The sequence below is a fragment of the Micromonospora sp. S4605 genome (assembly GCF_003176715.1).
Taxonomy (GTDB): domain Bacteria; phylum Actinomycetota; class Actinomycetes; order Mycobacteriales; family Micromonosporaceae; genus Micromonospora; species Micromonospora echinaurantiaca.
Window position 1 is genome coordinate 1 of the sequence record NZ_QGSW01000233.1, and the last position, 26,983, is coordinate 26,983.

Below are 26,983 nucleotides of genomic sequence, written 5' to 3' on the forward strand. Positions count from 1 at the left end.
CCCAAAAGCAGTGGGGCGAACCTGAGCCTGTACGCCATCCTCCGCGAACTGCAATACCTACTCGCGACCTGGCTCGGGTTCTGCCCCCTCTGCCGCCAACTCGTCCCAACCTAACAAAGCACTACTAGTACTCCAGCCGGGGATCGTGATCACGGCTCGATGAGGGCTTGTCGGGTGTAGTGGCTGGTCATGGCTCTGGCTTGGTGGCGGCGTCGGCGGATGGACCAGAGCAGCGGGTCGCAGCGTCGGCGGGCAGGTTCGGTGATCAGGATGTGGAACAGGTGGCGTAGCTCGTTGACGGTCAGCGGGATCAGCCCGACCGGCTGGTAGCGGTTGCGGTGCTCGGCGGTAGCGGCGGCGAGGAACGCGTGGGCGAGGATCGCCAGGGTGGTCCAGCGGTGCCAGGAGGCCCAGCGGCGGTGTTGGTGCTGGTCCAGGCCGAGGCCGGTCTTTGCGGCCTGGAACGATTCCTCGATCTTCCAGCGCCGGCCGGCGACCGCGACGAGAGTGCCGAGCGTGACGACCTCGGGTGACCAGCAGCGGTAGAAGGCCAGCTCACCGGTGCGGCGGCTGCGGCGGATCAGCAGCCAGTGGTGTCCGCCCTGGCCATCGGTGGCGTGGGGCAGGGCGATGAAGGACCAGTCGTAGTAGCGGTGGCCTTTCGCGCCCCGGCCGGCGGACACCCGCTGCCAGGCGGTGGCGGGAAGCTCGGCGGCGAGAGCGTCGACGCGGTAGACGCCGAGGCCGGTGATCACCTGATGTGAGCAGGCCACGGCCAGGACGTAGGCCAGTCGCAGCTGACGCAGCCGGGCGGCCAGGCGGGGATCGTTGCCGTAGGCCTCGTCGCCGGCCGCCCACCGGCACGGCAGCCCAGCGGTGACCGCTGCCTCGATCATGCGGGCCGCCAGCTGCGGTTTCGTCGCGAAGCGCACCTGCTCAGGAACACCGGCCTCGGCGCGGCGATCGGGGTCGTCGCACCACGACTTCGGCAGGTAGAGGGCCGTGTCGAGCATCGCGTGAGCAGCCTCGGTGGCATAGACCAGGTGCACGGCGAGCTGGCAGTTCTCGATCTTCCCGGCCGTGCCCGAGTACTGCCGCTGCACACCCACGGTGTGCCGGCCCTTCTTCAGATCAGCCGTCTCGTCGATGACCAGCACGGCCTCGACATCACCGAGATGCTCACCGACGAACTCACGGACATCGGCACGAACCTCGGCGTCGTCCCACGTCACCCGGGTCAGCAGGTCCTGCATCCCGTCCGGGCCAGCGTCCCCGGCGTGCTCGGCGATGGTCCAGCAGTTCTTCCGCGGTAGCGGCGCCAGCAGGCCCCGGACGAAGTCACGCACCCGGTGACGCGGCTCGGGCCTGCGGAAACGTTGCCCGACCGTCAGCATCAGGTCGTCGAACAACACCCGCCATCGCTGGGCGTCTACCCTGTATCCGGCAGCCACCGCTGCGTCATGGTCAGTCCACACAGCCGTCCATGATCGACGGTGGCTGCCCTCGTACCCCCACCGCACCGAACCGCTCAGCCGAGGTCAACATCCCCGGCTGGAGTACTAGCCCCGAGCCGTGGGCCTGACCTCGGCGGGCGATCCGCGGCCGGATGCCCTTGGCCCGCACCGCCCGACGGTACTTGTCGTGGTCGTAGGCACGATCAGCGAAGACCTGATCCGGGCGCTGGCGGGGCCGGCCACGACGGCCTCGCACCGGCGGGATCTTGTCGATCAGCGGGAGCAGTTGGGTGACGTCGTGGCGGTTGCCGCCGGTCAGCGACACGGCCAGGGGAATGCCGGCGCCCTCGGTCAGGACGTGGTGCTTCGAGCCCGGGCGGGCGCGGTCGACTGGGCTCGGGCCGCTTTTGGGCCGCGTCGGGCGGCCCGCACATGTGAGGAGTCGATCACGGCGCGGGACCAGTCCAACTTGCCGGCCGCCTGCAACTCGGCCAGTAGCAGCTCGTGCAGCCGCTGCCACACCCCGGCCCGGTTCCACTCCTCCAGGCGCCGCCAGCAGGTCATCCCGGACCCGAACCCCAACTGTTGGGGCAGGAACTCCCACTGGATGCCGGTGTGCAGCACGAACAAGATCCCGCACAGCACCTGCCGGTCCGGGATCCGCTTACGCCCCGGGTGCCGCGGGTTGCGCTCAGGTTTGGGCAGCAGCGGCTCGATGCGCTGCCACAGCCCGTCAGGCACGATCCACGGCGGCTGCTCGCCACGCCTCACGGCCCGACATCGTAGATCAACCTCTACAAGGGACGCGACATCCAGAGATCATTTTGTTAGGACCCCTAAGTCCACCCCGTACGTCTCGTCAGGGCATGCCCGCGTATCGGAGTGGGAGCGGAGGTCGGGGCCGACGCCACGCAAGGTAGGTCAGGATGGCGAACGCGATCAAAAGCGTCACCGCGACGAGCAAGACCAACCATCCAGATCGATCGCCAGCCTCACGCACTCTGAGGCAAGGGTCGCTCCTTGCGTGGTGAACGCGGATGCGGTCACCGGTAGTCATAGCCCGGTTCGCGTCAACCGAAACGCGCAGGAGGGACTCGCACACCTCGCCATGATTCGTAGTGAACTGAACTGTCAGGAAGGTTCGCGCTCCGCGATGCTCGACCTCCAGCACCTCAGCGATTGCCTCTGATCCCCCACGCTCGTCAGCAACCGACCATGAGGCTAGCGCCGCGAGGACGATCGCGAAGACCAGACCGAACGCTGAGAACACCCGCAGGAGGTTTCGGATCGGCCGTCGACGATCCATGGCCGGACTCTAGAACAGGTCTACAACGACCTGGCGCGGTCGGGCCTAGCGCGCGAGGGGGTACCGGCGGTAAGGGCCGACGGCAGCGGCGACCTGACATCAGCCGTTGACATCAACGATGGCGGCCGAGGCCGGACCAGCGCGGACGGATGTCGCCTCCGGGCCGATACCGCTGAACGTCAGCGGAGACGCCGGTGGGATCAGGTCACGGGTGGCGCCGCAGGTAGGGCCGCGACGGGAGCGGGCGTGGTGACTATCCGGGTCGCCCAGGAGTCATGAGCCGCCAATGCGATCTCCGTAATGCGTTCCGAGAAGAGCCGAGCCCGCGCTTCGTCGGTCGAAGCGCTCGCCAGGGCGTAATGGCCGGCCTGTTGCTCGTAGAGAAAGCGCTCGGCATAGAGCTGATTCTGTATCGACCGAGCGAGCGCCCAGTGTTCCTGAGCCTTGGTAGCAGCCAGCAGGGTCGTCGCGAGGGCAGTACCGCCACTGATGGCGGCAATCAACCACTTCGGAACGGCCGGCACCGCCGCCAACACGGTGGCGGCGACTGCCAGGCTCACGCTCAGGTAGACCAGGAGCATCGAGGTGACCTTGTTGACCCTGGCGCGTCGGCGCCAATCGCTTTGGAGGTGCTCCCAGCGTCCCAGTGCCCGATCCTGGAGCGCCCGCAACTCGTTCGCATTCGGCATGTATTCATCCTCGCGCACGTCCCCAAAATCAGGGGTGGCCCCCAGGGACCAGCCGGCTGCCGGCTGCCGGCTTATCGGGTCTCAGGACGTCCGTGACAAAAGAGTCTCGGGACGTGGGTGACACTTGCGACTAGCCGGGTGGTGAGGGTGGCTCGGGTGGGCGTCCTCGGGCTCGGGCTGCGTCGGATAGGGCTATCCCGGCCAGGACGAGAGCAGAGGCGGTGGCAACCAGCACCGGCGGCAGGAAGACCGTTGCCGGGGAGATGGCGGCGAGCGCGAGGACTCCGGCCACGCGGTTTCGCGATACCCGGCCGAACACCGCGTACTCGAAGGTGGCCCGTCCGGCGAGGAACAGTGCGGGTCCGCCGAGGATGACGGCGACCCACGCCGGTGGTGTGTGCCCGAGCGGGTGCTCGATGACGAGTTCGTCGCCGATGGAGATCGCGACGATGCCGGCGACCATTACCGGGTGGGCGTATATCGCCGACACGGCAACGCGGAGCGGATCAGGGGCTGCGGTGACGGCCTCGGCCAACACCTGCCCGGCTCGGTGGATGTAGATCCGCCACAGCAGCACCGTCGTCGCGAACGCCACCACGGCCGCTGCGCTGCGGTCCGCCCCGAAGCCGTCGCCGGTGAACGTCAGTCCCGTCACCAGGATCAGTTCGCCGAGAGCGATGATGAAGAACTGCCGGTGCCGCTCGGCGAGGAATTCGCCCGAGAGCGGAAATTCCGCCGCACCGGCGCGGCCCAGCCTCGGCGTGGGCCAGCCGATTCTGAGCACCACATAGTCCACGGCCACCGCTAGCGACCACAGCACCTCACGCGGCCAACCTTGCACGACAGCGCCCGCGATCCACGGCACCGCCGATACGCCGTACCAGAAAAGCACCCGCATCTCGGTACGCTGCCGCTCGTCGCCACGTGTAACGATCACAAGAAACAGGCTGCGACCGACCTGGACGGCGACGTACGCGCCGGCGAAGACCAGGCCATGTTCGCCGAACGCCCCAGGCGCCGCGGCCGCCAGCACCATGCTGCCGAACATGCACCCGATGACCAGGAGCTGTATCGCCGGCCGTCGTGGGTCGAACCTGTCGCCTATCCCCGCTGTCTGGGTCCACACCCACCACACGGCGAGCAGCAGCACAAGTGCCTGGAAGGCGCCGGTCCAGTTCAGATGGTTCAGCAGCCCATGCGAGAGGCGGAAGAGCGCGAAGACAAACACCAGGTCGAAGAACAGGTCAAGGAAAGTCGCCCGCTGCTCCTCCGGTTCCCGCAGCAGCCGGCCCACGCCACTCGTCACCGGTTCGCCCCGTTTCTGTCGCTTCTGTCGGCCTCTGACACAGTCGTACCATGCGGCAGCGCTGGTGGATGTGGATGCTCCGGCCCGGGACCAAACGGTCCGCCGGTGGGGGGTGATGGAGAGGCCGATCAGTTCCAGCCGGCCGTCGCCGCCGGTTCTGATCAGCTCGTCGACTTGGGCCAGTGCCACAGGTGGCGGAGTGTCACGCAGGTCCTGATGCCGATTTGTCATCCAGGTCCGGAGACCCGACACCGTGTCGATCTCAGGACGTCCGTGACAGAACAGTCTCCAGACGTGGGTGACACTTCCGTCTAGCCGGGTGGTGACGGCGGCTCGGGTGGGCGTCCGCGGGCGCGTGCTGCGTCGGCGATGGCGATCCCGGTGAGGACCGCGATGGCGGCGATGGCGGCCAGTAGCGGCGGCAGGAGGAGCATCGGCGGTGTCAGGGCGACCAACACGAGCAGCCCGATCACCCGGTCCCGGGACACGCGGCTGAACACCGCGTACTCGAAGAAGGAACGCCCGACCAGGAACAGCGCTGGCCCGCCGAGGATGACGGCGACCCAGGACGGCCGTGTGTGCCCGAGTGGATGGGCGATGACGAGTTCGTCGCCCACCGCGGTCGCGACGATGCCGGCCATCATGAGCAGATGAGCGGTTAGCGCCGACACGGCTAAGCGGTCTGGGTGGGGCGCCGCCGCGATGGCAGCCGGCAACAACTCTCCCGAGCGGTAGATGTAGATCCGCCAAAGCAGCGCCGTGCCGACGAACGACACCACGAACGCCGCAGTCCGATCAGGCGCGAAGCCGGTGCCACTGAGGGTCAACGCGGTGACCAGGATCAGCTCGCCGAGCGCGATGACGAAAAGCTGCCGGTACCGCTCGGCCAGATGCTCGGCCGCGATCGGGAACTCCGATTCGGGCGAGCGACCCAACCCCGGCGTGGGGAAGCGGAATCCGCGTGCCGTGTAGTCCACGGCCACCGCCAGCGTCCACAACGCCCCACGCGCCGCACCGTGCGCGAGCGCCCCCGCGATCCACGGCACCGCCGACGCACCAAACCAGAACAACACCCGCACGCTTCTGCTCTGCAATTCATGGCCACGCAGAGCGAGGACGAGGAAGAGTTGGCGGCCGACATGGATGGCGACGTACGTGCCTGCGAAGACCAGACCTCGCTCGCCGAACGCATCGGGCAGCGCGACCACCATCACCAAACTGCCGAGCATGGTCGCGGTCACCAGCAGCTGTATCGCCGGCCGCTGCGGGTCGTATAAGTCGGTTATCCACGCCGTGACGGACCAGACCCACCACATCGCCAACAGCAGCACCAGGGTCTGGAAAGCGCCGCTCCACGTGAGATCCTGGATCAGCCCGTGCGAGAGCTGGACGAGCGCGACGACGAACACCAGGTCGAAGTACAGCTCCAGGAAGTTTGCCCGCCGCGGCGCTTCGGGTCTTCGCAGCAGCTTGGCACCGCTCGTCATCATCAACCCGCCCGGTCTGCCGGCTTTGTCTCGGCTTGAAGCATTCGTACCACGCGGCAGCGCCGGTGAATTCGGATATGCGGCCTGGCCTGGAACCGGGCGACCCCGCTGCACGGGCGGCCTCGGTTCAGGCGGCCACTTTTCCTTCTACCCGCCAGCGCCGGTCCGGATCAGCCCGTCGACCATGAGCAACCGTGACGGACGACGGCGCACGATCATGTGCTGCTAGCGGGTCGGACGGCGGCGGGCCGGCCGGAAATGGACGCGGTCGGAAGGCTGCCCAGGACTCACAAGCGAGGGGTCAAGGCGATTGGAGCCATGAGCCCGCGGCGATAGGCCATCGCCAGGTTCCTCAGGCTTACTGTGGCAGCGGGGGAGGGGTGAGCCAGGCGAGGGGTTGTCCGCTGAGGGCGGCGTCGGCGAGGCGGTGGGCACTCGCGGTCCTGAGCGCCGCGCGTGAGCTGTCAATCCAGCGCCGCACGTTGTCGATGCCCGGCAGACGCCGTTCGCGGTTGCCGGTTCGTTGAGCGTCAGAGGTGAGCGCATGTCCTGGCCGGATGTCACAGTGGTTGATACGTGCGTGCGGCGCGACGGCCGGGGCGGCAGCCCCACGGCCGTCACCGACGACGACCCGGCGGCGACGGACGCGGACCGGCGTGCGGTCGCTCCTGCCGCCGGCACCTCGCACGCGGCGTTTCTCGGCCCAGGGCGGACGCCGGACGGTGGCTGGCCGGTCCGGTTCTTCACCGCCACCGCCGAACTGTCCGGCTGCGGCCACGGCACCGTTGCCGCGCAGGCCGTCCGGTTGAACCGCACCGCCTGGGCGAGCTGAACGACCGTCAACACACCGGCGGGCGCACGTTCGACACCGTCGCGATCCGCCGCCCCGCCGGCATCGAGGTGTGGTTCGACCAGGGCCTCGTCGCGCTGCGTCACCCGGCACCGGACGAGCGCGCCGCGATCGTCGCCGCGCTCGGGCTCACCGCGGACGACCCGCATCCGACCGACGCGCCACGCATCGCCACGCCCGGCGCACCACGCATGCTGGTACCGGTCCACGACCGGTCGGCGCTGCTCCGAGTCTGCCCACACCTCGGCAGGCTGACAGCGGCGTGCCGCCGGTACGGGCTCCTCGGCTGTTTCGTGTACGTACCGCCGGTGGGCGACCGACCGGGTGCGGCGCGGATGTTCGCGCCGGCGATCGGTGTCGACGAGGACGTCGCCAACGCCAACAGCACCGGCTGCCTGGCCGCCCACCTGCTCGACACAACAGGGGCGCAGACGGTCGCGATCGAGGTGGAGCAGGGTGACACCCTCGGTCGACCGGCCAGCGTGCTCGCTTCGGCCCGACGCGGGCCGGCGGGCATCACGACCCGGGTAGGCGGGTTAGCGGTGGTCCGCGAAGGACACCGAGGCGACAACTAGACCGTCCTCTTTTGGCTCCCCTCTGTGTCACCGCCGGGAGGAGGGTTCTATCCTGGGTCTCGGCGGGTCCGGGAAGTGACTTCTCCGAAGAGCCGGCTGGGGGGATGCGAGTCGGTCACGCTGGAGTCAGTAGTCGTTCCCTGCTGTCCTCCCGGGCCCGCCGCCGTGGCAGCTGTGGGACGAGAGCGGCGGCTGTTCTCGACCATCACCACATTCGGCACCCCGATGGACATCACGATCGACGGGGTCGCGATCGAGTCCTACTACCCGGCAGACGCGGAGAGCGCCGCCTACTTCATGGAGTAGTGCTTGTCATGCGCCCACCGCGAGCGTTCGGCGCCGCCCTGTCGCAGCCGCTGACCGGCGCGGCGTTCGTGAACGTGCTTTGCAATCGACCGATACGGCTGCAGGAGCCAGCACTGGCGTGCTCCCCCCGAGCGCTGGTTCGCTCCGTCTGAGTGCCTGGTTCTCGAGGGGACCCTCGTCGACCAGCTCATCCCCGCACGTGGCTGGGCATCGGCGCCACGGTGCGCCGGGCACTGCTACTCCTGGCTGGTCGGCTTGATCGGCTGTGGCCCGCGGTTGTGTCCCAACTCTGCGAAGGAGCGGACGAGCGGTGTCTCCCGGTCGGTGCGCCAAACGAGGGCCCATTCGGTGGGCGGGGCGTCGTGGATGGGCAGGTAGACGACGCCGGGGTAGGTGTAGTACCGGGTGACGTGCGCGTTGAGCGGGCTGACGAGCTGCCCGGCGGCGATGAGGGCGAGGACCTCGTGGAAGGTCCGCGTGCGAGGGCCGCGGGGAATGGGCTGGCCGCTCGGGGTGACGGCGGGCAGCATGGCCTCTACCCAGTAGTCCGGTGCGTCGGCTCCGGGGTTGAGCACCGTGCGCCCGGCAAGGTCCTCCACGGACACCGTCTGGCGTACGGCCAGCTCGGAGGTCTCCGGCACGGCCAGTACGCGTCCCTCGGTGAGGACGACGGGTCCGGTGGTGAGGTCGTCCTCGTGGACGGGCAGCCACATCAGCTGCATGTCGACGTGCTCGGAGCGTAGGGCGGAGAACGGGTCGCTGAAGTGGAACTCGGCGGTCTCGACGGTGCAGGCCGGGTGGTCGGCGGTGAACTTCTCGATCAGCGGTCTCAGTTCGTTGCCCAACGCGCCCATCACGCCTATGCGCAGAGTGCCGTGGGCGCCCTGGGCTTCGGCGGCGGCGCCGGCCAGGCCGCTCTGGATGAGGTCGTATGCCTGCCGAAGGTCGTCGCGCAGACGTTGGCCGACCGGGGTCAGTCGCACCATACGGCTGGTGCGCTCGAACAGCGGGGCGCCGAGGCGGCGTTCCTGCTTCTTGATCGACTGGCTGACACGTGCCTGCGTGACATGCAGCTTCTGCGCCGTGCGGCCGAAATGCAACTCCTCGGCGAGCGTCAGAAAGATCTCGATGTCACGCAGCTCCATCGCGTCCTTTCGATCAATAAGGGTGAGCTAATGCCATGTTATCGAGCCTGTTGTTGATCTTCGGTCGCACTGCGCGGAAAGCTGCCGCTGACCAGGCGAGCACCGGAAGAAGGCAGCACACGTGCGCACGACAGACAACGAACCGGCTCTGCGGCTGGACCGGCTGACCAAGATGTTCGGGAGAACGCCCGCCGTGGCGGGCGTGAACCTGACCGTGCCCACGGGCGCGTTTCTGGGACTGGTGGGGCAGAACGGCGCGGGCAAGACCACCACGCTGTCGATGGCCGTCGGGCTGCTGCGGCCCGACAGCGGCAGTGCGCACCTGTTCGGCGTCGACGTGTGGGCGAAGCCGGCCCGGGCCAAAGCCCTGGTGGGAGTCCTGCCGGACGGGTTGGCCATGCCGGAGCGCCTCACCGGCCGGGAGCTGCTCACCTATCTGGGTCTGCTGCGCGGCCTGCCCAAAGGCGTCGCCGACGGGCGGGCCGGGCAACTGCTGAGCGTCCTGGAACTCGACCGGGCTGAGCAAACCTTGGTGATCGAGTATTCCACCGGGATGCGCAAGAAGATCGGCCTGGCCGCAGCCCTGCTGCACGCTCCACGGCTACTGGTCCTGGACGAGCCGTTCGAAGCGGTGGACCCGGTTTCCGCGGCGACCATCAAGACGATCCTGCGCGGATTCGTCGCCGGCGGCGGCACGATCGTGCTGTCCAGCCACGTCATGGCGCTGGTCGAGCAGCTGTGCGACCACGTGGCCGTCATCGACCGGGGCCGCGTGGCAGCAGCGGGAACGCTGGAACAGGTCCGTGGCGGGCGCAGCCTCGAGGACGTGTTCGTCGACCTGGTGGGCGCGAACGGGACCACCGGGAAGGAGCTGTCGTGGCTGTCGCGTTGACCCTGGCCCGGATGAAGGCGACGATCCTGCGGCACTCGCTGCGCGGCCGGCAGCAACCGATGACCCTCACCGGCTTGACCATCGGACTTCTGCTCGCCGGCGGCACGCTCCACCTGGCCGCCACCGGAGATCTCGAGCTGCTGGCAGCCATCTACGCGTTGTGGATGCTGGGTTGGGCGCTGGGACCGGTGGCGATGGGCGGCGGCGACGAAACCCTCAAGCCCGAGCACTTCGCACTGCTCGGCTTGACGCCCCACCGCCAGGCGACAGGTCTGTTGGCGGCGGCATTCGTCGGTCTGGCGCCGCTGGTGAGCCTGACGGCGCTGCTCGGGCTGCTCGTGTCCGGGATCCGGCAGGACCTGGCCGGTGCGCTGACCGCGGTGCCGGCGATCATTCTGCAGCTCGCCCTGTTCGTCCTGCTGTCGAAGGTCGCCGTGGGACTACTGCGCCTGGCCCTGCGCTCGCGTATCGGCGCCGTCGCGGCAGGCGTCACCAACGGAGCCGTCCTGGCTGCGCTGTGCCAGATCTGGGTCTTTCTCGCGCTGTTCGACCAGCACGGCATCCCGCGGTTCGTCGTCCACCTCCCGTCGAGCTGGGGCCTGCACGCCATCCGCGGTGACAACCTCGCACTGGCCGGCCTGGCACTGTTGGACCTGCTGCTCCTGGCGGTCTGGACCGCCCTGCTGGCCAAGCCGGCTGCAGCCCCACCGGCCTCGGGCCGGCCCCGCCGACCCATCACCGCGACCACCGCCCAGGGCGCCATCGTGGCCCGGGAACTGCGCACCTGGTCCCGGGACCTGGCCCGCAACTACCAGCTCGTCTTCGCGCTCTGCTTCGGTATCTGTTTCGGGGCGACACCGCTCCTGCTGGGCTGGCCCGGCATGCTGCCCTACGCAGGCCCGATCTTCATCCTTATGGCCGCGGGCATGACCGTGAACCTCTACGGCGCCGACGGCACCGCCCTCTGGCTCACCATCCTCAACCCGGACGGCAGCGACGTCCGCGGCCGGCAGCGAGCCTGGCTGGCAGCCGTCGGACCGGCCGCAGCCGTCGTCACGCTGGCCGGCACCGCCATCGCGGGCGGACCGTGGCCGGTCATGCTCGCCCTGCTGCCCGCGCTGCTCGGCGCCGCGGCCGGCCTGGTGCCCCTGCTGGCGGTGTACGGACTGGTCCCGGGTATCGACCCGCACAAGCGCGGCGCCAACCCGCTGCGACTCAGCGACGACAACAGCGGCCTGACCGGACTGACCTACGTCACGCTCGTCCTCGTCGCGGCGGCCGCAGCACCGGCCGCGCTGCTCGCCGTGCGGTACGGCTGGGCCGCCGTGCCCGTCGGCCTCGTGTCAGGCCTGCTCTGCTACTGGGGCCTGGGGCTTCTGGCGGCACAGCGCCTGGCCGCGCGGGCACCGGAACTTCTGCACGCCATGCGTACCGGCCGCAAGCCACAGGCCCACGCAGCACCCCGACTGCCCGCCCTGCCCGCACCCGCCCAGAACGCCGAATGGGTCGGCTTCGCCCTGGCGGCGGTCCCGCTGTTTCCCCAGGGTGTCGTCGCCGCGTTCTTCGTCGCCGACGGTGCCGAGCGCCACAGTTGGTTCCTGGCCACCTACCTGAGGCAGGACCTGCGCTGGCCGACCGTGATCGGCATGATCGTGCTCGGGCTCGCCATGTTCGGCGCCGCCTGGTACCGAAAGCGAAGGTCGGCGGTCATGGCCGAATCGCCCGTCGTCGCCAGCAGCCCACAAGCATGAGCCGCAGTGCACTCCGCCGTGGCGCAGGATGCGGAACTGCCGATGGGTGAATGCCCCCGCGGGTCCTACCGCGCATGCACGATCGGCTGATCGCCTCCCCACATCTCCACCACGGTTCCACCGGCTCCCGTTCGGACGAGCAGGCCCGCCACGGCTGGCCCGACGACCCGCCTCTCACCGACTAACGGTGTGGAGCTGACAGCTTCGATGATTCGTTGCTCGTCTGTCGGGGCGGCCGTCCGGCACGCACTCGGCGCGGGGTGCGGGTCCGGCTCGGAGCAGCGGGTGACGGGGATAAATGGCTTGCACCGGCGCCGGGCTGAGAGTTGGCTGCTCGCCATGTCTTCCCCCTCGCCGGTCTTCGTCGCGGGTACGGGTCGTTCGGGAACGTCACGGATCGCCGACATCATCGGCGAACATCCGCTGATCCACCGGATTCCCATGGAGACCCGGTTTCTCGTCGACCCGGGTGGCCTGCGGGACCTGGCCGACGCGCTGACCGATCGATACGACCCCACCGTCGGTGAGGATGCCCTGCGCCGGCTGAGCGACTTCCTCACCGTACGAGTGCCCGGCCGGCGCGACGATCGCGGCAAGACCGTTCCCGAGCTGGTCGGCGAGCGGCGCTACCGGGACGCGGTGCAACAGCTCTGGCCGCAGTTGGTCGCGTACACCTACGACGAAGCGGCGCCCGCGGAAGGCTTCTGGGACGTCGACCGGCCTGCCGGGCCGTTCGATCCGCTGAGTCGCCGGCGGGTACTTCCCAGGTATTTCAGCGAGCGGAGCGAACTGCTCGGAATCCTGCGGGGCCTGATCGACACCCTGTTCGGCGGAGCAGCCGCCGACGCGGGCAAGCCGACCTGGTGCGAGAAGACACCGTTCAACCTGCTGTGCATGGAGTTCCTCTGGGAACTGGTCCCCGAAGCGACCATCGTGCACATCAAGCGTCACCCGGTCTCGGTGCTCGCATCCCACCTGGCCCAGTCATGGGCACCGTCCACCGTCGACGGCGCGCTCGCCTACCTTAAGCCGGTCTACCACCGATGGCTCACCTGGAAGAACACGGTCGACCTGACGGGTAGGCGATACATCGAGGTGAAAGCGGAAGATCTCGCAGCCGACTGGCCCGGACAGCGCCGCGCCCTGTTCGAACGGCTCGGCGTCGACGACTTCGCCACCCCTTCAATGTTCCAGTCGCACAAGCTGACGCGCCGCAACAACCAGTTCGACGACGAAACCCGCGAGTTCATCAGAGAAGCACTCGGCAAGGTCATCCCGGCCATGGGATACGAGTGACGGCCCTGCGGACCGCTTCGCACGCCATTCGTTCCTGACTCTCCGCGGGGTGGCGGCAGGGCGCGACAGCCGACACCGTGTGCTTACCTTCTGATATGCCGCATCCCATCATGTTTGACGAGGCGGACCCGCTCCTGAGTCGGCTACGGGCGCTCGCCCTGGCCTTCCCGGACGCCGCCGAGAAGATCTCCCACGGACACCCCGCCTTCTTCACCACCAAGGTCTTCGCCTACTACGGCGGATCGGTGAAAGTCGACGGCGTCTACCGGCAGCACGAACAATCGGTGCTCGTGCTCGTCGACCCCGACGAGCGGGAGGCGCTGTTGGTGGAAGACCGCTGCTACGTGCCGGCCTATCTGGGTGCGTACGGGTGGATCGGGGTGGACCTGACCGGCGACACCGACTGGGACGAGATCGACGAGCTGCTCGACGCCAGCTACCGACGTACCGCCGGGCCGCGCAGGGTGGCTGTGCTCGACTCCCGACGGTCCCAGCATGATGCCGACCGAGGCCATCGGCAGCGACGACCGCCACGACCGGCTAGATGATCATGCCCGGCTCGGTGATCTAGGGTAAGGCAGATGCAGGTGACCGAGATCCGCAGGTATCCGATCAAATCGCTGCTCGGTGAGCAGTTGACGACCGTGGAGGTCGAGCAGCGCGGATTGGTCGGTGACCGGTTGTGGGCGGTGCGGGACCCGGACGGGAAGCTGGGCAGCGGGAAGAACACCCGTCGCTTTCGCCGGATGCCGGGTCTGTTCATGCTCCGCGGGCACTGTGGTGACCCGGTGCCGGTCGTCGAGTTGCCCGACGGGCGCCGCTTCGGTGCCGATGAGCCGGCCGCACACGAGGCGGTCAGCGATGTGCTCGCTCGTCGCGTCACCATCGAGCGCGAGGCGGAGGTCAGGCACCATGACGAGGGGCCGGTGAGCCTGATCAGCACAGCAGCGCTGCGACGACTTCACGATCTTCTCGGGGAGCCGGTCGACCCGGCGCGGTTCCGGGCGAACCTTCTCATCGACGTACCCGGAGGCGACTTCGTTGAAGACGGATGGCTCGGCCGAGCCATCCGTATCGGGTCGGAGGTCGTGTTGCGGCCACGCCAACGGCTGACCCGGTGCGTCATGATCGACCTTGCCCAGGAGGACCTCCCCGAGCACGGACAGCTCTTGAGGACTGTCGCGGAGCACAACGACATGACGTTCGGCGTATGGGCAACCGTCGAACGCCCTGGTCGTATCGGCTTGCGGGATGTCGTCGAGCTCCTGCCGAGTTGACACCAGCGCTTGGCCGAGCGGCGCGTGCTCACCGCCCTGCTCGACCTGGTGTTCCGACCCCGGCACCCAGCCGAACGCGACGGCGCCGCGCGTCATCGCCTGGCGCACGTCGGACGCCATCGGCCCATGGTGCTTGGGCGGCGGGACGTTCCCTTGCGGACGGGCCAACCCCTCCGCGATCATGAGCGCCGGGAGCGCTGGCCGGTGATCAGCCCCTGGTCACGGCTTGGGGGTGTTGGGTGTGTGTCCGTTGCCTGACCGGTCGGGATCGTCGGATACGGGCGCGGGTGCGGCCAGCGCCGGTGGGACGGGCCGTCGCGTGGTCGCGCCCGCGCTGGTGGGGCGGGTCGGTGAGTTGGCCGCGCTCACCGCCGCCGTCTCGGCGCCGCCGTCGGTCGTCACCGTGGTGGGTGAGGCGGGAGTCGGCAAGACCCGGCTGGTGTCCGAGCTGCTGAGGCTGCCTGAGATGACCGGCCGGCGGGTGCTGGTTGGTCGGTGCCATCCGATCCGGGAGGCGTTTCCGCTGGGCCCGATCGTCGAGGCGCTGGCGGGCGTGGGAGACCAGGTGCACGGGCTCGGGCTCTCCGAGGTGGCCGGTGCGGTACGGCCGTTGCTGCCGGAGCTGGCGCCGTGGTTGCCGCCGGCGCCGGAGCCGCTCGACGACCGGGCGTCGCAGCGACACCGGGTGTTCCGCGGGCTGGTCGACGTGCTGGGTGCGCTGTCCCCGGTGGTGCTGGTGGTGGAGGACCTGCACTGGGTGGACGAGCAGACCAGCGACTTTCTCGCGTACCTGCTGGCGGTGTCGCCCCCCGGGCTGACCGCGGTGGTGACCTACCGGGGCGAGCAGGCCGGTCCGCACCTGCGGGCTGTGCCGGCGACGCTGCCCGCCGGGACCACCCGGGCCCACGTCGCGCTGGCGCCGTTGAGCGAGGCGGAGACCGGGGCGCTGGCGGCTGGGATCCTCGGTACGGACGGGGTGTCGCAGCAGTTCGCCCGTCACCTGTGGGAGCGCACCTCGGGGCTGCCGTTCGCGGTGGAAGAGGTGCTGGCTCTGGTCCGGGAGCGCGGGCTGCTGGTCCAACGCGGCGACCGGTGGGCGCGCCGGGCGTTGGACCGGCTGGAGGTGCCGCGGGGAATCCGGGAGTCCACGCTGGAGCGGGTGCTGCGGTTGTCAACGGCAGCGCGCCGGATAGCCGAGGCCGCCGCCGTGCTGCAGGCCCCGGTCGGCCTGTCGGTGCTGGCAGCCATGACCGGCGGCGAGGGCCTGGTGGAGGCCCTGGAGGAGGCGATCGGTCACGGCGTGCTGGTGGAGACGGATGGCGCGTTCGGGTTCCGGCACGCGCTCGCCGCACAGGCGGTGTACGAGAGCCTGAGCACCCCCCGCCGCACCGCCCTGCACGGGCGGGCGGCCACCGCGCTGGGCGCGCTCTCGCCGCCCCCGCTTGGTCGCATCGCGCACCACCAGCGGCAGGCGGACGAGCTGGCGCCGTGGGCGGTCACCGCCGAGGCAGCGGCGGACCAGGCGGTGCAGCTGGCGGACGACGCCGAGGCGGTCCGGCTGCTCGCGGACGTGCTGCGCCACGCGCCGCTCGACGCGCGGCAGCGGGGCCGGATCGCGGTGAAGCTGGGCTGGGCGGCGATCCACGCGCTGCGCGCCGAGGAGGCCCTTGAGCTGCTACCGGCCGCCATCGGCGAGGATCTGCCGCCGCCCGTGCGCGGCGAGATCCGGCTGCTGGTGTCGCTGTTGCTCAACGAGACCGGGGGCGACCCGCAGGCCGAGCGGCGCCTGCTGGTGGAGGCAGCGGCCGACCTGGACGACCGTCCCGATCTGCAGGCCCTGACCATGGTGGCGTTGGGTGTCCCCAGCACCCCGGGCGTGCCGATCGCGGAGCACCTGATGTGGACCGCCCGTGCGTTGGCACTGGCCACGGAGGTCGACGACCGACTGGTCGAGGCACACATCCTCGGCAAGGCCGGCATGGTGCTGGTGTCGGTGGGCGACCCGTCCTGGCGTGACCTCGCCGATCGGTTGCAGCGCCTCACCGCCGGCACGCCCCGACAGCGCCGGGAGGCGAACGCGTACCTGTCGATCGGGTGGGAGGCCTGCCTGGCGGGTCACCTGGACGTCGCCGGGTCCCTGCTGGCCGCGGGGCTGCGCTCGGCGGCCGCCCAGGAGAACCGGCGGCTGGAACTCGGTTTCCGGTCCGCGCAGGTGTTCCTGGCGTTCTGCCGCGGCCAGTGGGACGGGCTGGCCCAGGAGGTCGCCCTCCTGGTCGAGCAGTTGTCGGACTACCCCCGCTTCCGGATCGACGTCGACGTCGTCGCCGGATGTCTGGCGCTGGCGCGCGGCGAGCTGGACCAGGCCCGGCAACGGCTGGCCGACGCGAGCCAACTGGCCGAGCGGCTCGGCGACCTACCCGTACTGCCGGCGGCGGTGGATGCCGCGACCCGGGCCGCCCTGGCCCAAGGCGATGTCGAGGCGGCGGTGGCCGGGGTACGGCGTTGCCGGTCGCTGCTGACCGCCAAGGACACCCCGGTGCCGCTGGCCCGGTTGCTGCCAGCCGCGGTGGAGGCACTGGTCGCGGCCGGCGAACGGGACGAGGCGGACGACCTCGTCCGCCTCGTGACGGAGGAGTTGCGCGACCGGGATGTGCCGCTGCTGCCGGCGGCGCTCCACTACGCCCGCGGCATCCTCGCCGCTGACGCCGACGCCCTGCTGCTGGCGGCCGAGGAGTACCGGCGGGTGGGCGCCGGCCACGAAGCCGTCCGGGCGCGGGAGCGGGCGACCGGCCTGCTGCTGGACGCGGGTGACGAGCGCGGCGTGCCGCTGCTGCGCGAGGCCGTGCGGGCGTACGAGGCGTTGGGTGCGACCTGGGACCTCAACCGGGCACTGGGGCTGGCCCGGCGGTACGGCGTGGGGTTGCCGGCCCGGCACCGGGGCGGCCGGCGCGGCTACGGCGCGGCGCTGTCGCCGCGGGAACGGCAGGTGGCCGAGCTGGCCGCCACCGGGCGGACCAACAAGGAGATCGCCGAGGCGCTCGTGCTGTCAGCCACCACCGTGGAGAAACATCTGGGTGCGGTGATGCGCAAGCTGAGCATCCGGTCCCGTACCGAACTCGCCCGTCTGATGGCCGTCGGGACGAGCAAAGATGGTGGGTTTCCGTCATAGCTAGCCGACTGCCGCAAGGGCAGGGTGGCGCCATGGACGAGATGCCCCCCGCGGCTGGTGACGGCGTGGGCGCACCGGGCGACCACTACCGGAAGCACCAGGAACCGGTCCTGCAGCCGCCCACCGAGCCCACGTCGGTCGCGTCAGGCGACGTCGACGATGACGACGACTGGCTACCGGTCTGAGTCGCCTACAGCCCGCCGAACCGGTCTCCTCCGGGGACCCATCTCTCGGTATCCCACTCTGAAAGGTGACTGATGCGCCGCAGAATCAGGCGATTCCCGGTCGCGCTCGTCGCGACGGGTGCGTTGCTGGTGTCCGCCGCTCCGGCGGCGGCCGCGCCAGCCTTAGCTGACGATCCAGCACCCGCGGCGCCGACCGGTGCGGCTGCCGATGCCGCCCGCCGGACGGCACTCGAGTCGGGCGAGCAGGTCGAGATCACCTTGGTCACCGGCGACCAGGTGCTGTTCAACACCGCCACGTCGAGTGTCACCGTCACCCGGGCCGAGCGGGGTGCCGGGCGCGAGAGCGGCTTCGTGTCGTACACGCGCGACGGCGACGTCTACGCGATGCCGGTCGACGTGGAGCCCTATGTACGCGCCGGAACTGTCGACAAGGACCTGTTCAACATCACCTACCTGGCCGGTAACGGCTACGGTGACGCCGAGCTGGGTAGCGTCCCGGTGATCGCCGAGTACGCGGAGAACACCCGTCGGGCCACCGCGTCGGTGGCGGGCGTGACGGTGGAGCGGCAGCTGCCCAGCGTGAACGCCGCCGCCCTGGACGTCCCGAAGGGCAGGAGCGCGCAGTTCTGGAAGGGGCTGCGCATGCCGCAGGCGAAGTCCACCAACGTCTCCAAGGAGAAGCCGCAGCTCGCCGGTGGGGTGAGCCGGTTGTGGCTGGACCGGGTGGCGAGGGTGAACCTGGCCGAGAGCGTGCCGCTGATCGGCGCGCCGCAGGCGTGGGCGGCCGGCTACGACGGCACCGGGGTGAAGGTCGCGGTACTCGACACCGGCGTGGACCGGAACCATCCGGACCTGGCTGGGCGGATCGCGGCCACCGCCGACTTCAGCGGGGTGTCCGAGGACGCGGGCGACCGGCACGGTCACGGCACCCACGTGGCGTCGACCATCGCCGGCACCGGCGCCGGGTCGGCCGGCGCCCACCGGGGGGTCGCCCCGGGTGCGCAGCTGCTCGTCGGCAAGGTCTGCAACGACGACGGTGGCTGCTGGGACTCGGACGTCATCGCCGGCATGCAGTGGGCGGCCGAGCAGGGCGCCGACGTGGTGAGCATCAGCATCGGCGGCGAGGCTCCGACGGACTACCCGGACCCGATGGCGCAGACCGTCGACGAACTCACCGCGCAGACGGGCACCCTCTTCGTGGTGGCCGCCGGAAACTCGGGGCCGGGGACCGAGACGGTGCAGAGCCCGGGAATCGCGGCGGCAGCCTTGACGGTCGCGGCGACCGACAAGAGCGACACGTTGGCGGCCTTCTCCAGCCGCGGGCCGCTCTGGTACCCGGACCGGTCGATGAAGCCGGACATCGCCGCGCCGGGCGCGTCCATCACGGCGGCCCGGGCGAACGGCACCACGATGGGTACGCCGGTGGATGACCTCTACACCACCGCCTCCGGGACCTCGATGGCGACCCCGCACGTCTCGGCGGCCGCGGCCGTTCTCGCCCAGCAGCACCCGGACTGGACCGGACCGCAGCTCAAGGCGGCGCTGATGAGCAGCGCCAAGGATGTCGGCGGGAGTGTCTTCGAGTTCGGCGCGGGCCGGCTCGACGTGGCCCGGGCGACCGCACAACGGGTCCACGCGCTGACCCCCAGCATCGACCTGGGCATCATGGGTCGCGAGCAGCCGGCTCTGAGCCGGACCGTCAGCTACGCCAACGCCGGGTCCGCGCCGGTGACCCTCTCGCTGGCCACCTCGCTGATCAGCCCCTCAGGTGCCCAGGTGCCGGCCGGGGCGATCACCACCGACCCGTCCGTCACCGTCCCCGCCGGCGGCACCGCCGCGGTCACGGTCTCGATCGACGCGCCGGCGCTGCCCCTGGCCCGGTACAGCGGCGCCGTGGTCGCCACCGACGCCACCGGACAGATCGTCCTGCGGGTGCCCGTCGGCTTCGAGATCGCACCACCGTCCTTCCCGGTCCGCGTCGAGTTCCGGGGTCACGATGGCAAGCTCTGCGGCGAGACCGGCTGGTACCACTGTTCGCATGTCTCGACTCCGTGGTACATGAACCTCGACGACGGCCGGGTGGAGTCCCTGTCCATGACCGCCTCGACCCCCACGGCGGTACGGCTCCGGGCCGGCCGGTACGGCTTCCAGTCCTACATCGGCTGGGTCGACCCCGCCACCGACCGGCAACAGTTCGCGCTGGTCGTCGCCGACGACGTCGAGGTGACCGGGCCGACCACCGTGCTGCTCGACGCGTCGAAGGCGCGGCGGATCACCGTCGCCACGCCGAAGCCGAGTGAGGCGATCCAACAGGAGATCGGCCTCACGCGACACGGCAACGCCGAATCGGTGGCGGCCATGTCGCTCACGCCCAACTACGGCACGCACCTCTGGGCGACCCCGGCGCAGCAGATCCGGAAGGGCTCACTGCTCTTCCAGCACCAACGCGACGCCACCGCCCCGCTGATCAAGATGTCGGCGCCGTCGATGCCCCTGCATCCCTTGTACGACCAGTGGGTTCCCTGGTGGACGAAGTTCAGCGGCGTCCAGAACCTGAAACTGGTCGACCTCGGCGTGCTGAAGGCCCATGAAGACGTGGCCGGCCAGCTCCCCGACGATCTGCGCAGCGTCAAGGGCAAGCTGGTGATGATCGAGCTGGACGACGGCTGGAGCAAGCCCGGTGACAGCTGGGCCTGCACGGTGCCGGACCCGTACGTCGATGCGATGGCGCAGGCGGGTGCCGCCGGATTGGTGGGCTTCCCCCAGGCACACTGCCCTACGGGCGTCGTCAATACGATCTTCCCGCACCGGTCGAGCATTCCGGCGCTGACCCTGCCGCCCGCCGAGGGGAGGGCGCTGCGCGAGCTGCGCCGGACCGACACCCCCCTCTCGATCCGGATCACCGGCCAACCGGAGAGCCCGTACTCCTACCACCTGAAGTTCTACCAGCACGACCAGGTGTCGGCCGATCAGCACTACACCGCGACGGCGCGACAGCTCCAGCGGATCGACCGTGACTTCCACGCCGAGGAGCCGATCAGCGTCGTGGACAGCTGGAGCCAGCTCCTACCCGGCGAGCTACCGCCCACCCAACAGCTCTTCTTCGACCAGGGGCTGCGGGACCGTGAGCGGTATGTCGGGCCGGTCGGTAACCCGGGCCAGTACGCCGAGAACATTGTGTTCCGGGTTCACGACTACGCGGGCGCGAACAGCACCGGGGTGGAACCCGACTTGCCGCCCGCCAACTCGTACTACACGCTGCGGGCGGGCGCCACCAGCCACGAGGAGTGGTGGGGCGGACCGGTCGTTCCCGGTGCGCCCGAGACGACCCCGGACCGGTCCCACCTGGCGTTGTGCGGGGCGTGCCGGCAGGGCGACGTCTTCAGCCCGCTCCTCCCGGCCACCTTCACCGACCCGCACATCGAGTCGTTCTACCTCGAGCCCATACCGGTGGGCCGGATGCACCTCTACCGGGGCGACCAGGAGATCGAACCCACTCCGCTCCTCGGCTACATCACCGGGTACACGCTCCCGGCCGAGCAGGCCCGCTACCGGCTCACCCACGAGCTGAACCCGATCGCGGAGAGCCTCCGGGACCGGTTCCACGACCGGCGGGTCAGTACCGAGTGGGGGTTCACCTCGGCCCGGGTGAGCGAGGAGAACAGGAACCATCTGGACTGTGCCGGCACAGCGACGGGGATCTCCACCGAGGCGTGTGCGGTGCAGCCGCTGGTCTACCTGCGCTACCGGCTCAACCTGGGTCTCGACAACACCGTCCGCCGCGACGTGCACCGAATCCAGCTGCACGCGTACCACGAGGTGTCGGCCCGAACCGCACCGGAGATCACCTCGATCACGGCGTGGGTCAGCTACGACGGCGAGAAGACCTGGCAGGCGGCGTCGACCGGAACCCTCGCCGGGGGTACGGCCACCGCCACCCTGCCGCCGCCGCCAGCCAAGGCCAAGGCGGTCAGCCTGCGGGTGCAGGCCACCGACGCAGCCGGCAACACCGTCACCCAGACCGTGCACGAGGCGTACGGCCTGCGCTGAACCAGCACACGCGCGTGGATCCGGGAAACGCGCGCCGAGCCACTGAATTGGAAGCGAGCAGCCGACCGGTCGCCAACCGGTCGGCTGCTCCGCGTTCGCGGACGTACCGCACTATCCGTCAACCGGCATCCACACGATGGACCCGGCTGCCGTACTGATCCGCGTCGTTGCTCGTCAAGCGTCGGATGTGCAAGGGTTGGCGGCGAGGCCGAGAGCCGGACCGAGTAACCAAGTGGGGCGAATGGGAACCATCTATCGCGAGGCGAAGCTGAAGGTAACGGCGGACGTTGCGTGGGATTTCCTGGATCGCTACACACGCTCGGAGGTGCATGCCTTCTCAGCCTGTAAGAGCGAGCGCCAAGAGGACGACTACCGCGTGGTCACGCTGGCCGACGGCACTGAGATCTGGGAGCGCAACGTGACCGTCGACCCCGCATTGATGCGGGCCGTCTACACGATACCCAGCTTCCCCGGGGCAGATCACCACCAGGCTGAGATGCGGGTGCTGACGGACGGCGATGGCGCGGCGACCTTGGTCTGGACAACCGACCTTCTGCCGCACGAACTGGTGGAACGCCTCAGTGAGGCTTATGAGGTCATGTTCGGTGAACTGGTAGCGGCAATCAACGAGCACGGCGCACAGTCGGACTGAGGCTCGGTCGCAAGGCTCGCCAGGCCGCCGGCGCGGAGGCGACCGGCTGAAGGTCTGCGATGCCGTCAGATGGGAAGCCGTCCCCAGCCGTGCCCGACCGACTGGCGGCATGTGTCGGGGTCGTCGCCGGCGCTGACGAACAGGGCGGTCAGTAGGGGGACGCCCTGGGCGAGCGTCTGAAACGGCAGGGGGCCTGTGGCGACGAGCGAGGCGAGCCCATGTCCAATCGTCCAACTCTGGGTGGCCAGTTCCAGTGGGTCGATGTCGGCGCGGAAACGGCCGGCGTCCCTGGCTCGTTCGACGGCACACACCAGACAGTGCAGGGTTTCGTCTGCGGCCTCGGAATCTTCGAGGTCGAAGGTCGCGTCGAACATGACCCGGTACAGATCGGGGTTGTCCAGGGCATTACGCAGGTAGGCGGCGCCCAGGGCGGCCAGGTCCCGAACCGGGTCCGCAGATGTGGCCACGGTTGCGAGCCTGGCCGCCAGGCGGGTGAAGCCTTCCTGCCGCAGTGCCTTCCACACGCCGTCCATGCCGCCGAAGTAGGTGTAGACAGCCATGGTCGATACGCCGGTCCCGGCCACCAGCGAGCGGAGAGTGATGGGCTCGCGGGTTCGCAGCATCTGCCCGGCCCGCTCGATGAGCCGGGTGCGGACCGCGGGATCCTTCGTCCTCACCATGGCGCCACAATACATAGCATTGCTATGGTTTGGCGGACGTGGGCCCACGGGCCCTGGCGACAAGGAGGCAGCATGGCCATCACCCTGGTGAACCCCGACGGATTGCCGAAGCCCGAGGTCTACCGGCAGATGTCGATCGCTACCGGGTCGAAACTGGTGTTCCTGGCTGGTCAGGTCGCCCGCGATGCCGATGGGCGCAGAGTCGGCGAGGGAGACCTCGCCGCTCAGGTTGAGCAGTGCTACCTCAACATCGGCACCGCTCTGGCCGAGATCGGTGGCTCCTTCGACGACGTGGCAAAACTGACCATCTACGTCGTCGACTGGACCCCCGACAAGATGCCCCTGCTGGGTGAAGGGGTCGCTCGGGCGGCCGCGAAGCTGGGAGTCGACCCGGTCAAGCCGATCACGCTGCTGGGTATTGCCGCGCTGGGCGAGCCCGATCTCTTGGTCGAGGTCGAAGCCACCGCGGTCATCGACTGAACGCAGGTGTCAATGTGCGGGTGCCGGCTCGGTGGGCTGCGGCGTGAAGAAGCGGACGATGTCGTCGGCCGCGGTGGGGGACAGCATCATCGCTTGGACCCGTGCGGACATCTCGGCGATCGGGTGGATCCTGGCGAACATCGCCTCCTCGTACGCCTGAATCGCCGAGTCGGGGTCGGCGGGGTCGGCGGCGAGTTCGGCGGCGAGTTCGGCGGCGTCGAGCATGGCTTGGTTGGCGCCCTCGCCGACCGGCGGCATGAGGTGCGCGGCGTCGCCGATGAGGGTGATGCCCGGCTGGTGGGGCCAGCGGGTGCCGGTGGGCATCGCCTCGATCCGGCGTGGGGTGGGCGGGCTGTCGCCGGCTTCGATGAGTGCGGTCAGGCTGGGCTCCCAGCCATCGAACAGGTCCAGCAGAGCGCGCTTGCTGCGGTAGGTGTCCAGGTGGCGATCGTCAGCGGGTAGGGAGATCCCGACTCGGATGCTGCCGTCGCCGAGGCGTTGTGCTGCCAGGACCCGGTTCGCGCCGATGCACCAGAGGTTTCCGGGGCCGACCAGCTCGGCGAGATCCGGGTGGCGCCGGTCGACGTCGCTGATGCTGAGCTCGACCAGGGTGGCCACGGGGGACAGCGTCGCGTCGGTCAGCAGCGACCGGACGACCGAGCGTGCGCCGTCCGCGCCGATGAGGACGTCGCAGTCGGCGCTGTGGCCGTCGTCGAACACGAGCCCGAAGCCGCCGTCGGGTCGTGGCGTCGCCGCGACGAGTCGGTGCTGCCATGCGACCGCGTCGCTGGGGAGCGAATCGAGCAGAAGATCACGCAGTGCGCCGCGGTCGATCTCGGGGCGTGTGGAGAATGAGCCGGGTCGTGGCTTGTGGTGCACGAGGGTGCGTCCGGCCGGGTCGAGGATGCGATGTTCCTCGCCCTCCGGCCGTGCCTCGGACCGGAATCGGCCGGCGAGGCCCGCGTCGGCCAGGGCCCGTTGCCCGGACTCCGGGTGCAGGTCGAGCGATCCGCCCTGTGATCGCGCGGATCGGCTTGCCTCGCGTTCGTACACCACCGTGTCGATGCCGTGTCGATGCAGGATGCGGGCCAGCGTCAGGCCGCCGAGGCCACCACCGAGGATCGCGATTCGCATCATCGTCTCCCTTACCGTACGCTGTACCTTATGGATACGCCGTACGGTAGCGCACCGCTGCCCGTCTGGGAACGGCCCGAGCCTCAGCCGCGCGCGGCTCCGGTGCCGCTGAGCCGCGCGAAGATCGCCGCCACGGCGATCCGGATCGCCGACGCCCACGGCCTCGAAGGGCTATCGGTACGCAAGATCGCGAAAGAGCTCGGTGTCGGTCCGATGCGGCTCTACGATTACGTGCTCAACAGATCGGAACTGCTCGATCTGATGGTCGACGCCGTGTACGCGCAGATCGCCGAGGCCGGCCAACACTCCGAGTGGCGCGCCACGGTACTGGCCATCGTTCACCGGACCCGCGCCGCCACTCTTGATCATGAATGGTTCGCCGACCTGCTCGGCGCAAGGCCACACATAGGACCTCACGCGCTCGCCGTGGGCGAATCGATCGCGGCGGCGCTCAGCCAGGCCCCTGGCGTGCGCGGTGTCGACGATCTCCAGCGGGCTGTGGGCGCCCTCAACGCGTTCATCGTCGGTGCGCTCCGCAGCGAGATCACCGAGCGCCGGACCGCCCGTTCAACCGGCACCGACGTGTCCGCATGGCAGGCCGCCCTCGGGCCCTACCTGACCCGCATGCTCGAAACGGGCCGCTATCCCACCGTCGCCCGGCTCGTCATCGACGGCGCCCACCTCAACGCCGAGGAGACCTTCCACCACAACCTGATCACCATCCTGGACGGCATCACCAGCCATCCCCACACGTGACCTGCTGCTCGCGGGCCGGTACCGGCTGGGTCGCCCACGCGGGGTCACAGCCACTTCCGGCGGCATTTGCCGCTGTCGTACGGCAGCTACGGCCCCGCGTCAGCCGGCGGGTGACGACCGGGCGGGGAGACGTCGGCCTGTGCTGTTACCTTGCTAGCCGGCGTGTCCCGCGAAAACCGTCGCTGCCTTCGCGCGGCTCTCCTGGCTGCCGCCGGCGGTCCACTGGGGGACACAGATGAGCAGGCACAGCACCCTGCTCACGCTCGTCCTGACCGGCAGCCTGCTCCTGGTTGGCGGATGCAGCGGGACGCCGGAGCCCAGCCCCGCCGAGAAGCCGACCCAGGCCGTCACCGTGGCGCCGTCCCCGACGCCCGACGTCCGCCCGAGCGGACCGGGTCAGGCGCGCGAGTCGGTCGACGGGGCTGGCACGTACTCGAGCACGACCGCCCGCAGGTAGCGCGGGCTGGTGGGGAGATCGGCCGCCCCCACCGCGAACATCAGCGGGCTGCCCGGGGTCCCGGCGATCCCGTGCAGACTCATGCCGATCGCGTCCGGCGGCTGCGGCGCGGGCATGTCGACCCACGCGCCATTGCGGTACGTGGCGAGCGCAGTGCTCGGCGCCAGGGAGTTCTCGATCAGCCACGGCACTCCGGCCGGGTCGGTCGCCACGTCGGGCAGTGCGCCACCCGGCGCGTCCCGGAGCACCTCGAAGGATCCACCGCCGCCGCGTACCGCGAACCCACGGCCGCCGACCGCCCACAGTTCGCCGGACGAGCGACCCGCGAGCGCCTCGAATGAGGATTCCTGGTTGTTGATGCCCACCTGGACCGTACGCCAGCCGGAGCCGTTCCAGTGGAAGAGCAGCGGGCCTTTGAACCCCTGCCACGCGCCGTTGCCGGCGGCCCAGACGTCATCCGGGCGGAAGGCTTCGATTGCGGTGACGGTGCAGAAGTTCGGCATGCCACCGAAGGACGTGCCGCCGGTGCGGCATTCGGCGGGCGACTGGTGTGACCGCCAGGACCGGCCGTCCCACTGCTCGATGATCACCTCGCTCTGGCGATTGCCCACCACCCAGGTGTGTCCAGCCACGACGGTGAGTCCGGTGATCAGCTCGTAGTTCCCGCCGTTGCCCCGTGGGAACGGCACCTCGCGCCAGGCCGTCCCGTCGTAGTGCAGGACGTGCGTGACCTGGTCCTCCGGGCCGGCGGCGGCCGTGCTGCCAATTGCCCAGACGTTCGAGGGCGAGTCGGCCGCGACGAGGTCGAACCGACCGTGCCAGGCGATCGCCGGCAGTGCCGCGCGGGCCCAGCGCGTTCCGTTCCACTCGAGGATCAACGGGGTGCCGGTGTCGTCCGGCTGTTCGGGCGAGTAGGCCTCGCTGCCGACGGCCCACGCGTGCGTGGCGTCCACCGACACGACGTCCCACAGCACGCTGGTCGGCCCGGCCAGCTCCGGCAGCGTGGCCAGACGCCAGGTCGGCGCCGGCGGGTCGGTGACGACGGCTTCGGGCGACCCGCTGGCGGCGGTCACGGCGGGGCCCGAG

Annotated in this window: 22 protein-coding genes and 2 pseudogenes; 14 read left to right on the forward strand and 10 right to left on the reverse strand. The window is 69.9% G+C overall.

Annotated features, from left to right (window positions below; genetic code table 11):
• Positions 1 to 149: 149 nt before the first annotated feature.
• The 6 genes and pseudogenes from DLJ47_RS19805 to DLJ47_RS37905 all read right to left on the reverse strand — a co-directional run.
• The gene (locus tag DLJ47_RS19805; RefSeq protein ID WP_199235918.1) at positions 150 to 1,394 is read right to left on the reverse strand and encodes an IS701 family transposase; all 1,245 of its coding nucleotides are present in this window, start codon (positions 1,392 to 1,394) and stop codon (positions 150 to 152) included.
• A gap of 166 nt (positions 1,395 to 1,560) precedes the next feature.
• Positions 1,561 to 2,198: pseudogene (locus DLJ47_RS36975) on the reverse strand (IS5 family transposase); the annotation flags it as partial.
• A 762-nt stretch (positions 2,199 to 2,960) separates the two neighbouring features.
• Entirely contained in the window at positions 2,961 to 3,467 is a 507-nt protein-coding gene (locus DLJ47_RS19815) for a DUF4231 domain-containing protein (protein ID WP_109901500.1), read from the reverse strand.
• Positions 3,468 to 3,579: 112 nt separating this feature from the next.
• Positions 3,580 to 4,944, reverse strand: coding sequence for a low temperature requirement protein A (locus DLJ47_RS19820; protein ID WP_233257908.1), 1,365 nt, complete (start codon positions 4,942 to 4,944; stop codon positions 3,580 to 3,582).
• A 122-nt stretch (positions 4,945 to 5,066) separates the two neighbouring features.
• The gene (locus DLJ47_RS19825; protein ID WP_109901567.1) at positions 5,067 to 6,242 is read right to left on the reverse strand and encodes a low temperature requirement protein A; all 1,176 of its coding nucleotides are present in this window, start codon (positions 6,240 to 6,242) and stop codon (positions 5,067 to 5,069) included.
• A gap of 358 nt (positions 6,243 to 6,600) precedes the next feature.
• Positions 6,601 to 6,750 (reverse strand): annotated as a pseudogene (locus tag DLJ47_RS37905) (HD domain-containing protein); the annotation flags it as partial.
• 36 nt (positions 6,751 to 6,786) lie between these two features.
• Here DLJ47_RS37905 and DLJ47_RS37515 point away from each other — a divergent pair.
• The 3 genes from DLJ47_RS37515 (at position 6,787) to DLJ47_RS37525 (ending at position 7,973) form a co-directional block, all read left to right on the forward strand.
• Entirely contained in the window at positions 6,787 to 7,074 is a 288-nt protein-coding gene (locus DLJ47_RS37515) for a PhzF family phenazine biosynthesis protein (RefSeq protein ID WP_255562318.1), read from the forward strand.
• A 68-nt stretch (positions 7,075 to 7,142) separates the two neighbouring features.
• A complete protein-coding gene (locus DLJ47_RS37520) occupies positions 7,143 to 7,667 on the forward strand; it encodes a PhzF family phenazine biosynthesis protein (protein WP_199235916.1) in 525 nt (174 codons plus the stop codon).
• 174 nt (positions 7,668 to 7,841) lie between these two features.
• Positions 7,842 to 7,973, forward strand: coding sequence for a hypothetical protein (locus tag DLJ47_RS37525; protein WP_255562319.1), 132 nt, complete (start codon positions 7,842 to 7,844; stop codon positions 7,971 to 7,973).
• A gap of 236 nt (positions 7,974 to 8,209) precedes the next feature.
• Here the strand turns inward: DLJ47_RS37525 and DLJ47_RS19840 are convergent, their stop codons facing one another.
• On the reverse strand, positions 8,210 to 9,118 hold the full coding sequence (locus tag DLJ47_RS19840) for a LysR family transcriptional regulator (protein WP_109901504.1): 909 nt from the start codon (positions 9,116 to 9,118) through the stop codon (positions 8,210 to 8,212).
• Between the two features lie 172 nt (positions 9,119 to 9,290).
• On the opposite strand from DLJ47_RS19840, the gene DLJ47_RS19845 reads away from it, so the two are divergent.
• The 9 genes from DLJ47_RS19845 to DLJ47_RS19880 all read left to right on the forward strand — a co-directional run bounded on the left by DLJ47_RS19845 (position 9,291) and on the right by DLJ47_RS19880 (position 22,390).
• Entirely contained in the window at positions 9,291 to 10,010 is a 720-nt protein-coding gene (locus DLJ47_RS19845) for an ABC transporter ATP-binding protein (RefSeq protein WP_109901569.1), read from the forward strand.
• Positions 9,995 to 11,761 carry a hypothetical protein gene (locus tag DLJ47_RS19850; RefSeq protein WP_146228148.1) on the forward strand — a complete coding sequence of 589 codons (1,767 nt, stop codon included), beginning with the start codon at positions 9,995 to 9,997 and terminating at the stop codon, positions 11,759 to 11,761. The genes DLJ47_RS19845 and DLJ47_RS19850 overlap by 16 nt, the downstream gene beginning before the upstream one ends.
• A 189-nt stretch (positions 11,762 to 11,950) precedes the next feature.
• The gene (locus DLJ47_RS19855) at positions 11,951 to 13,057 is read left to right on the forward strand and encodes a sulfotransferase family protein (RefSeq protein WP_233257909.1); all 1,107 of its coding nucleotides are present in this window, start codon (positions 11,951 to 11,953) and stop codon (positions 13,055 to 13,057) included.
• A gap of 110 nt (positions 13,058 to 13,167) precedes the next feature.
• Positions 13,168 to 13,605 carry an MmcQ/YjbR family DNA-binding protein gene (locus DLJ47_RS19860; RefSeq protein WP_233257910.1) on the forward strand — a complete coding sequence of 146 codons (438 nt, stop codon included), beginning with the start codon at positions 13,168 to 13,170 and terminating at the stop codon, positions 13,603 to 13,605.
• A 33-nt stretch (positions 13,606 to 13,638) separates the two neighbouring features.
• Positions 13,639 to 14,334, forward strand: a complete 696-nt coding sequence (locus DLJ47_RS19865; protein ID WP_109901512.1) for an MOSC domain-containing protein — start codon at positions 13,639 to 13,641, stop codon at positions 14,332 to 14,334.
• 319 nt (positions 14,335 to 14,653) lie between these two features.
• Positions 14,654 to 17,503, forward strand: a complete 2,850-nt coding sequence (locus DLJ47_RS19870) for an ATP-binding protein (protein ID WP_199235917.1) — start codon at positions 14,654 to 14,656, stop codon at positions 17,501 to 17,503.
• Positions 17,504 to 17,535: 32 nt separating this feature from the next.
• On the forward strand, positions 17,536 to 17,688 hold the full coding sequence (locus tag DLJ47_RS35845; RefSeq protein WP_158289852.1) for a hypothetical protein: 153 nt from the start codon (positions 17,536 to 17,538) through the stop codon (positions 17,686 to 17,688).
• Positions 17,689 to 17,760: 72 nt separating this feature from the next.
• Positions 17,761 to 21,738: a S8 family peptidase gene (locus DLJ47_RS19875; RefSeq protein ID WP_109901514.1), complete on the forward strand. Its 3,978-nt coding sequence runs from the start codon at positions 17,761 to 17,763 to the stop codon at positions 21,736 to 21,738.
• A gap of 241 nt (positions 21,739 to 21,979) precedes the next feature.
• Complete coding sequence (locus DLJ47_RS19880; RefSeq protein WP_109901516.1) at positions 21,980 to 22,390, forward strand: hypothetical protein; 411 nt, start codon at positions 21,980 to 21,982, stop codon at positions 22,388 to 22,390.
• Between the two features lie 65 nt (positions 22,391 to 22,455).
• Here DLJ47_RS19880 and DLJ47_RS19885 read toward each other — a convergent pair whose 3' ends face one another.
• The gene (locus DLJ47_RS19885; protein WP_109901573.1) at positions 22,456 to 23,070 is read right to left on the reverse strand and encodes a TetR/AcrR family transcriptional regulator; all 615 of its coding nucleotides are present in this window, start codon (positions 23,068 to 23,070) and stop codon (positions 22,456 to 22,458) included.
• 72 nt (positions 23,071 to 23,142) lie between these two features.
• Between DLJ47_RS19885 and DLJ47_RS19890 the strand changes: the two genes are divergently transcribed.
• Positions 23,143 to 23,550: a RidA family protein gene (locus tag DLJ47_RS19890; protein WP_109901518.1), complete on the forward strand. Its 408-nt coding sequence runs from the start codon at positions 23,143 to 23,145 to the stop codon at positions 23,548 to 23,550.
• A gap of 9 nt (positions 23,551 to 23,559) precedes the next feature.
• Here DLJ47_RS19890 and DLJ47_RS19895 read toward each other — a convergent pair whose 3' ends face one another.
• Entirely contained in the window at positions 23,560 to 24,843 is a 1,284-nt protein-coding gene (locus DLJ47_RS19895) for an FAD-dependent oxidoreductase (protein ID WP_233257911.1), read from the reverse strand.
• Here DLJ47_RS19895 and DLJ47_RS19900 point away from each other — a divergent pair.
• Positions 24,787 to 25,440 (forward strand): TetR/AcrR family transcriptional regulator, encoded by a 654-nt coding sequence (locus tag DLJ47_RS19900; RefSeq protein WP_233257912.1) that lies wholly within the window; start codon positions 24,787 to 24,789, stop codon positions 25,438 to 25,440. The genes DLJ47_RS19895 and DLJ47_RS19900 overlap by 57 nt on opposite strands.
• 396 nt (positions 25,441 to 25,836) lie before the next feature.
• Here DLJ47_RS19900 and DLJ47_RS35850 read toward each other — a convergent pair whose 3' ends face one another.
• Positions 25,837 to 26,970, reverse strand: coding sequence for a hypothetical protein (locus DLJ47_RS35850; RefSeq protein ID WP_158289853.1), 1,134 nt, complete (start codon positions 26,968 to 26,970; stop codon positions 25,837 to 25,839).
• Positions 26,971 to 26,983 lie beyond the last annotated feature (13 nt).

What these genes read in the sequence shown, in the direction of transcription:
- DLJ47_RS19805 (WP_199235918.1), bottom strand. Translation starts at nt 1,394, where the DNA reads ATGCTGACGGTCGGGCAACGTTTCCGCAGGCCCGAGCCGCGTCACCGG.
- DLJ47_RS19825 (WP_109901567.1), bottom strand. Translation starts at nt 6,242, where the DNA reads ATGACGAGCGGTGCCAAGCTGCTGCGAAGACCCGAAGCGCCGCGGCGG.
- DLJ47_RS37515 (WP_255562318.1), top strand. Translation starts at nt 6,787, where the DNA reads ATGTCCTGGCCGGATGTCACAGTGGTTGATACGTGCGTGCGGCGCGAC.
- DLJ47_RS19840 (WP_109901504.1), bottom strand. Translation starts at nt 9,118, where the DNA reads ATGGAGCTGCGTGACATCGAGATCTTTCTGACGCTCGCCGAGGAGTTG.
- DLJ47_RS19845 (WP_109901569.1), top strand. Translation starts at nt 9,291, where the DNA reads ATGTTCGGGAGAACGCCCGCCGTGGCGGGCGTGAACCTGACCGTGCCC.
- DLJ47_RS19860 (WP_233257910.1), top strand. Translation starts at nt 13,168, where the DNA reads ATGTTTGACGAGGCGGACCCGCTCCTGAGTCGGCTACGGGCGCTCGCC.
- DLJ47_RS19865 (WP_109901512.1), top strand. Translation starts at nt 13,639, where the DNA reads ATGCAGGTGACCGAGATCCGCAGGTATCCGATCAAATCGCTGCTCGGT.
- DLJ47_RS35845 (WP_158289852.1), top strand. Translation starts at nt 17,536, where the DNA reads ATGGACGAGATGCCCCCCGCGGCTGGTGACGGCGTGGGCGCACCGGGC.
- DLJ47_RS19875 (WP_109901514.1), top strand. Translation starts at nt 17,761, where the DNA reads ATGCGCCGCAGAATCAGGCGATTCCCGGTCGCGCTCGTCGCGACGGGT.
- DLJ47_RS19880 (WP_109901516.1), top strand. Translation starts at nt 21,980, where the DNA reads ATGGGAACCATCTATCGCGAGGCGAAGCTGAAGGTAACGGCGGACGTT.
- DLJ47_RS19885 (WP_109901573.1), bottom strand. Translation starts at nt 23,070, where the DNA reads ATGGTGAGGACGAAGGATCCCGCGGTCCGCACCCGGCTCATCGAGCGG.
- DLJ47_RS19890 (WP_109901518.1), top strand. Translation starts at nt 23,143, where the DNA reads ATGGCCATCACCCTGGTGAACCCCGACGGATTGCCGAAGCCCGAGGTC.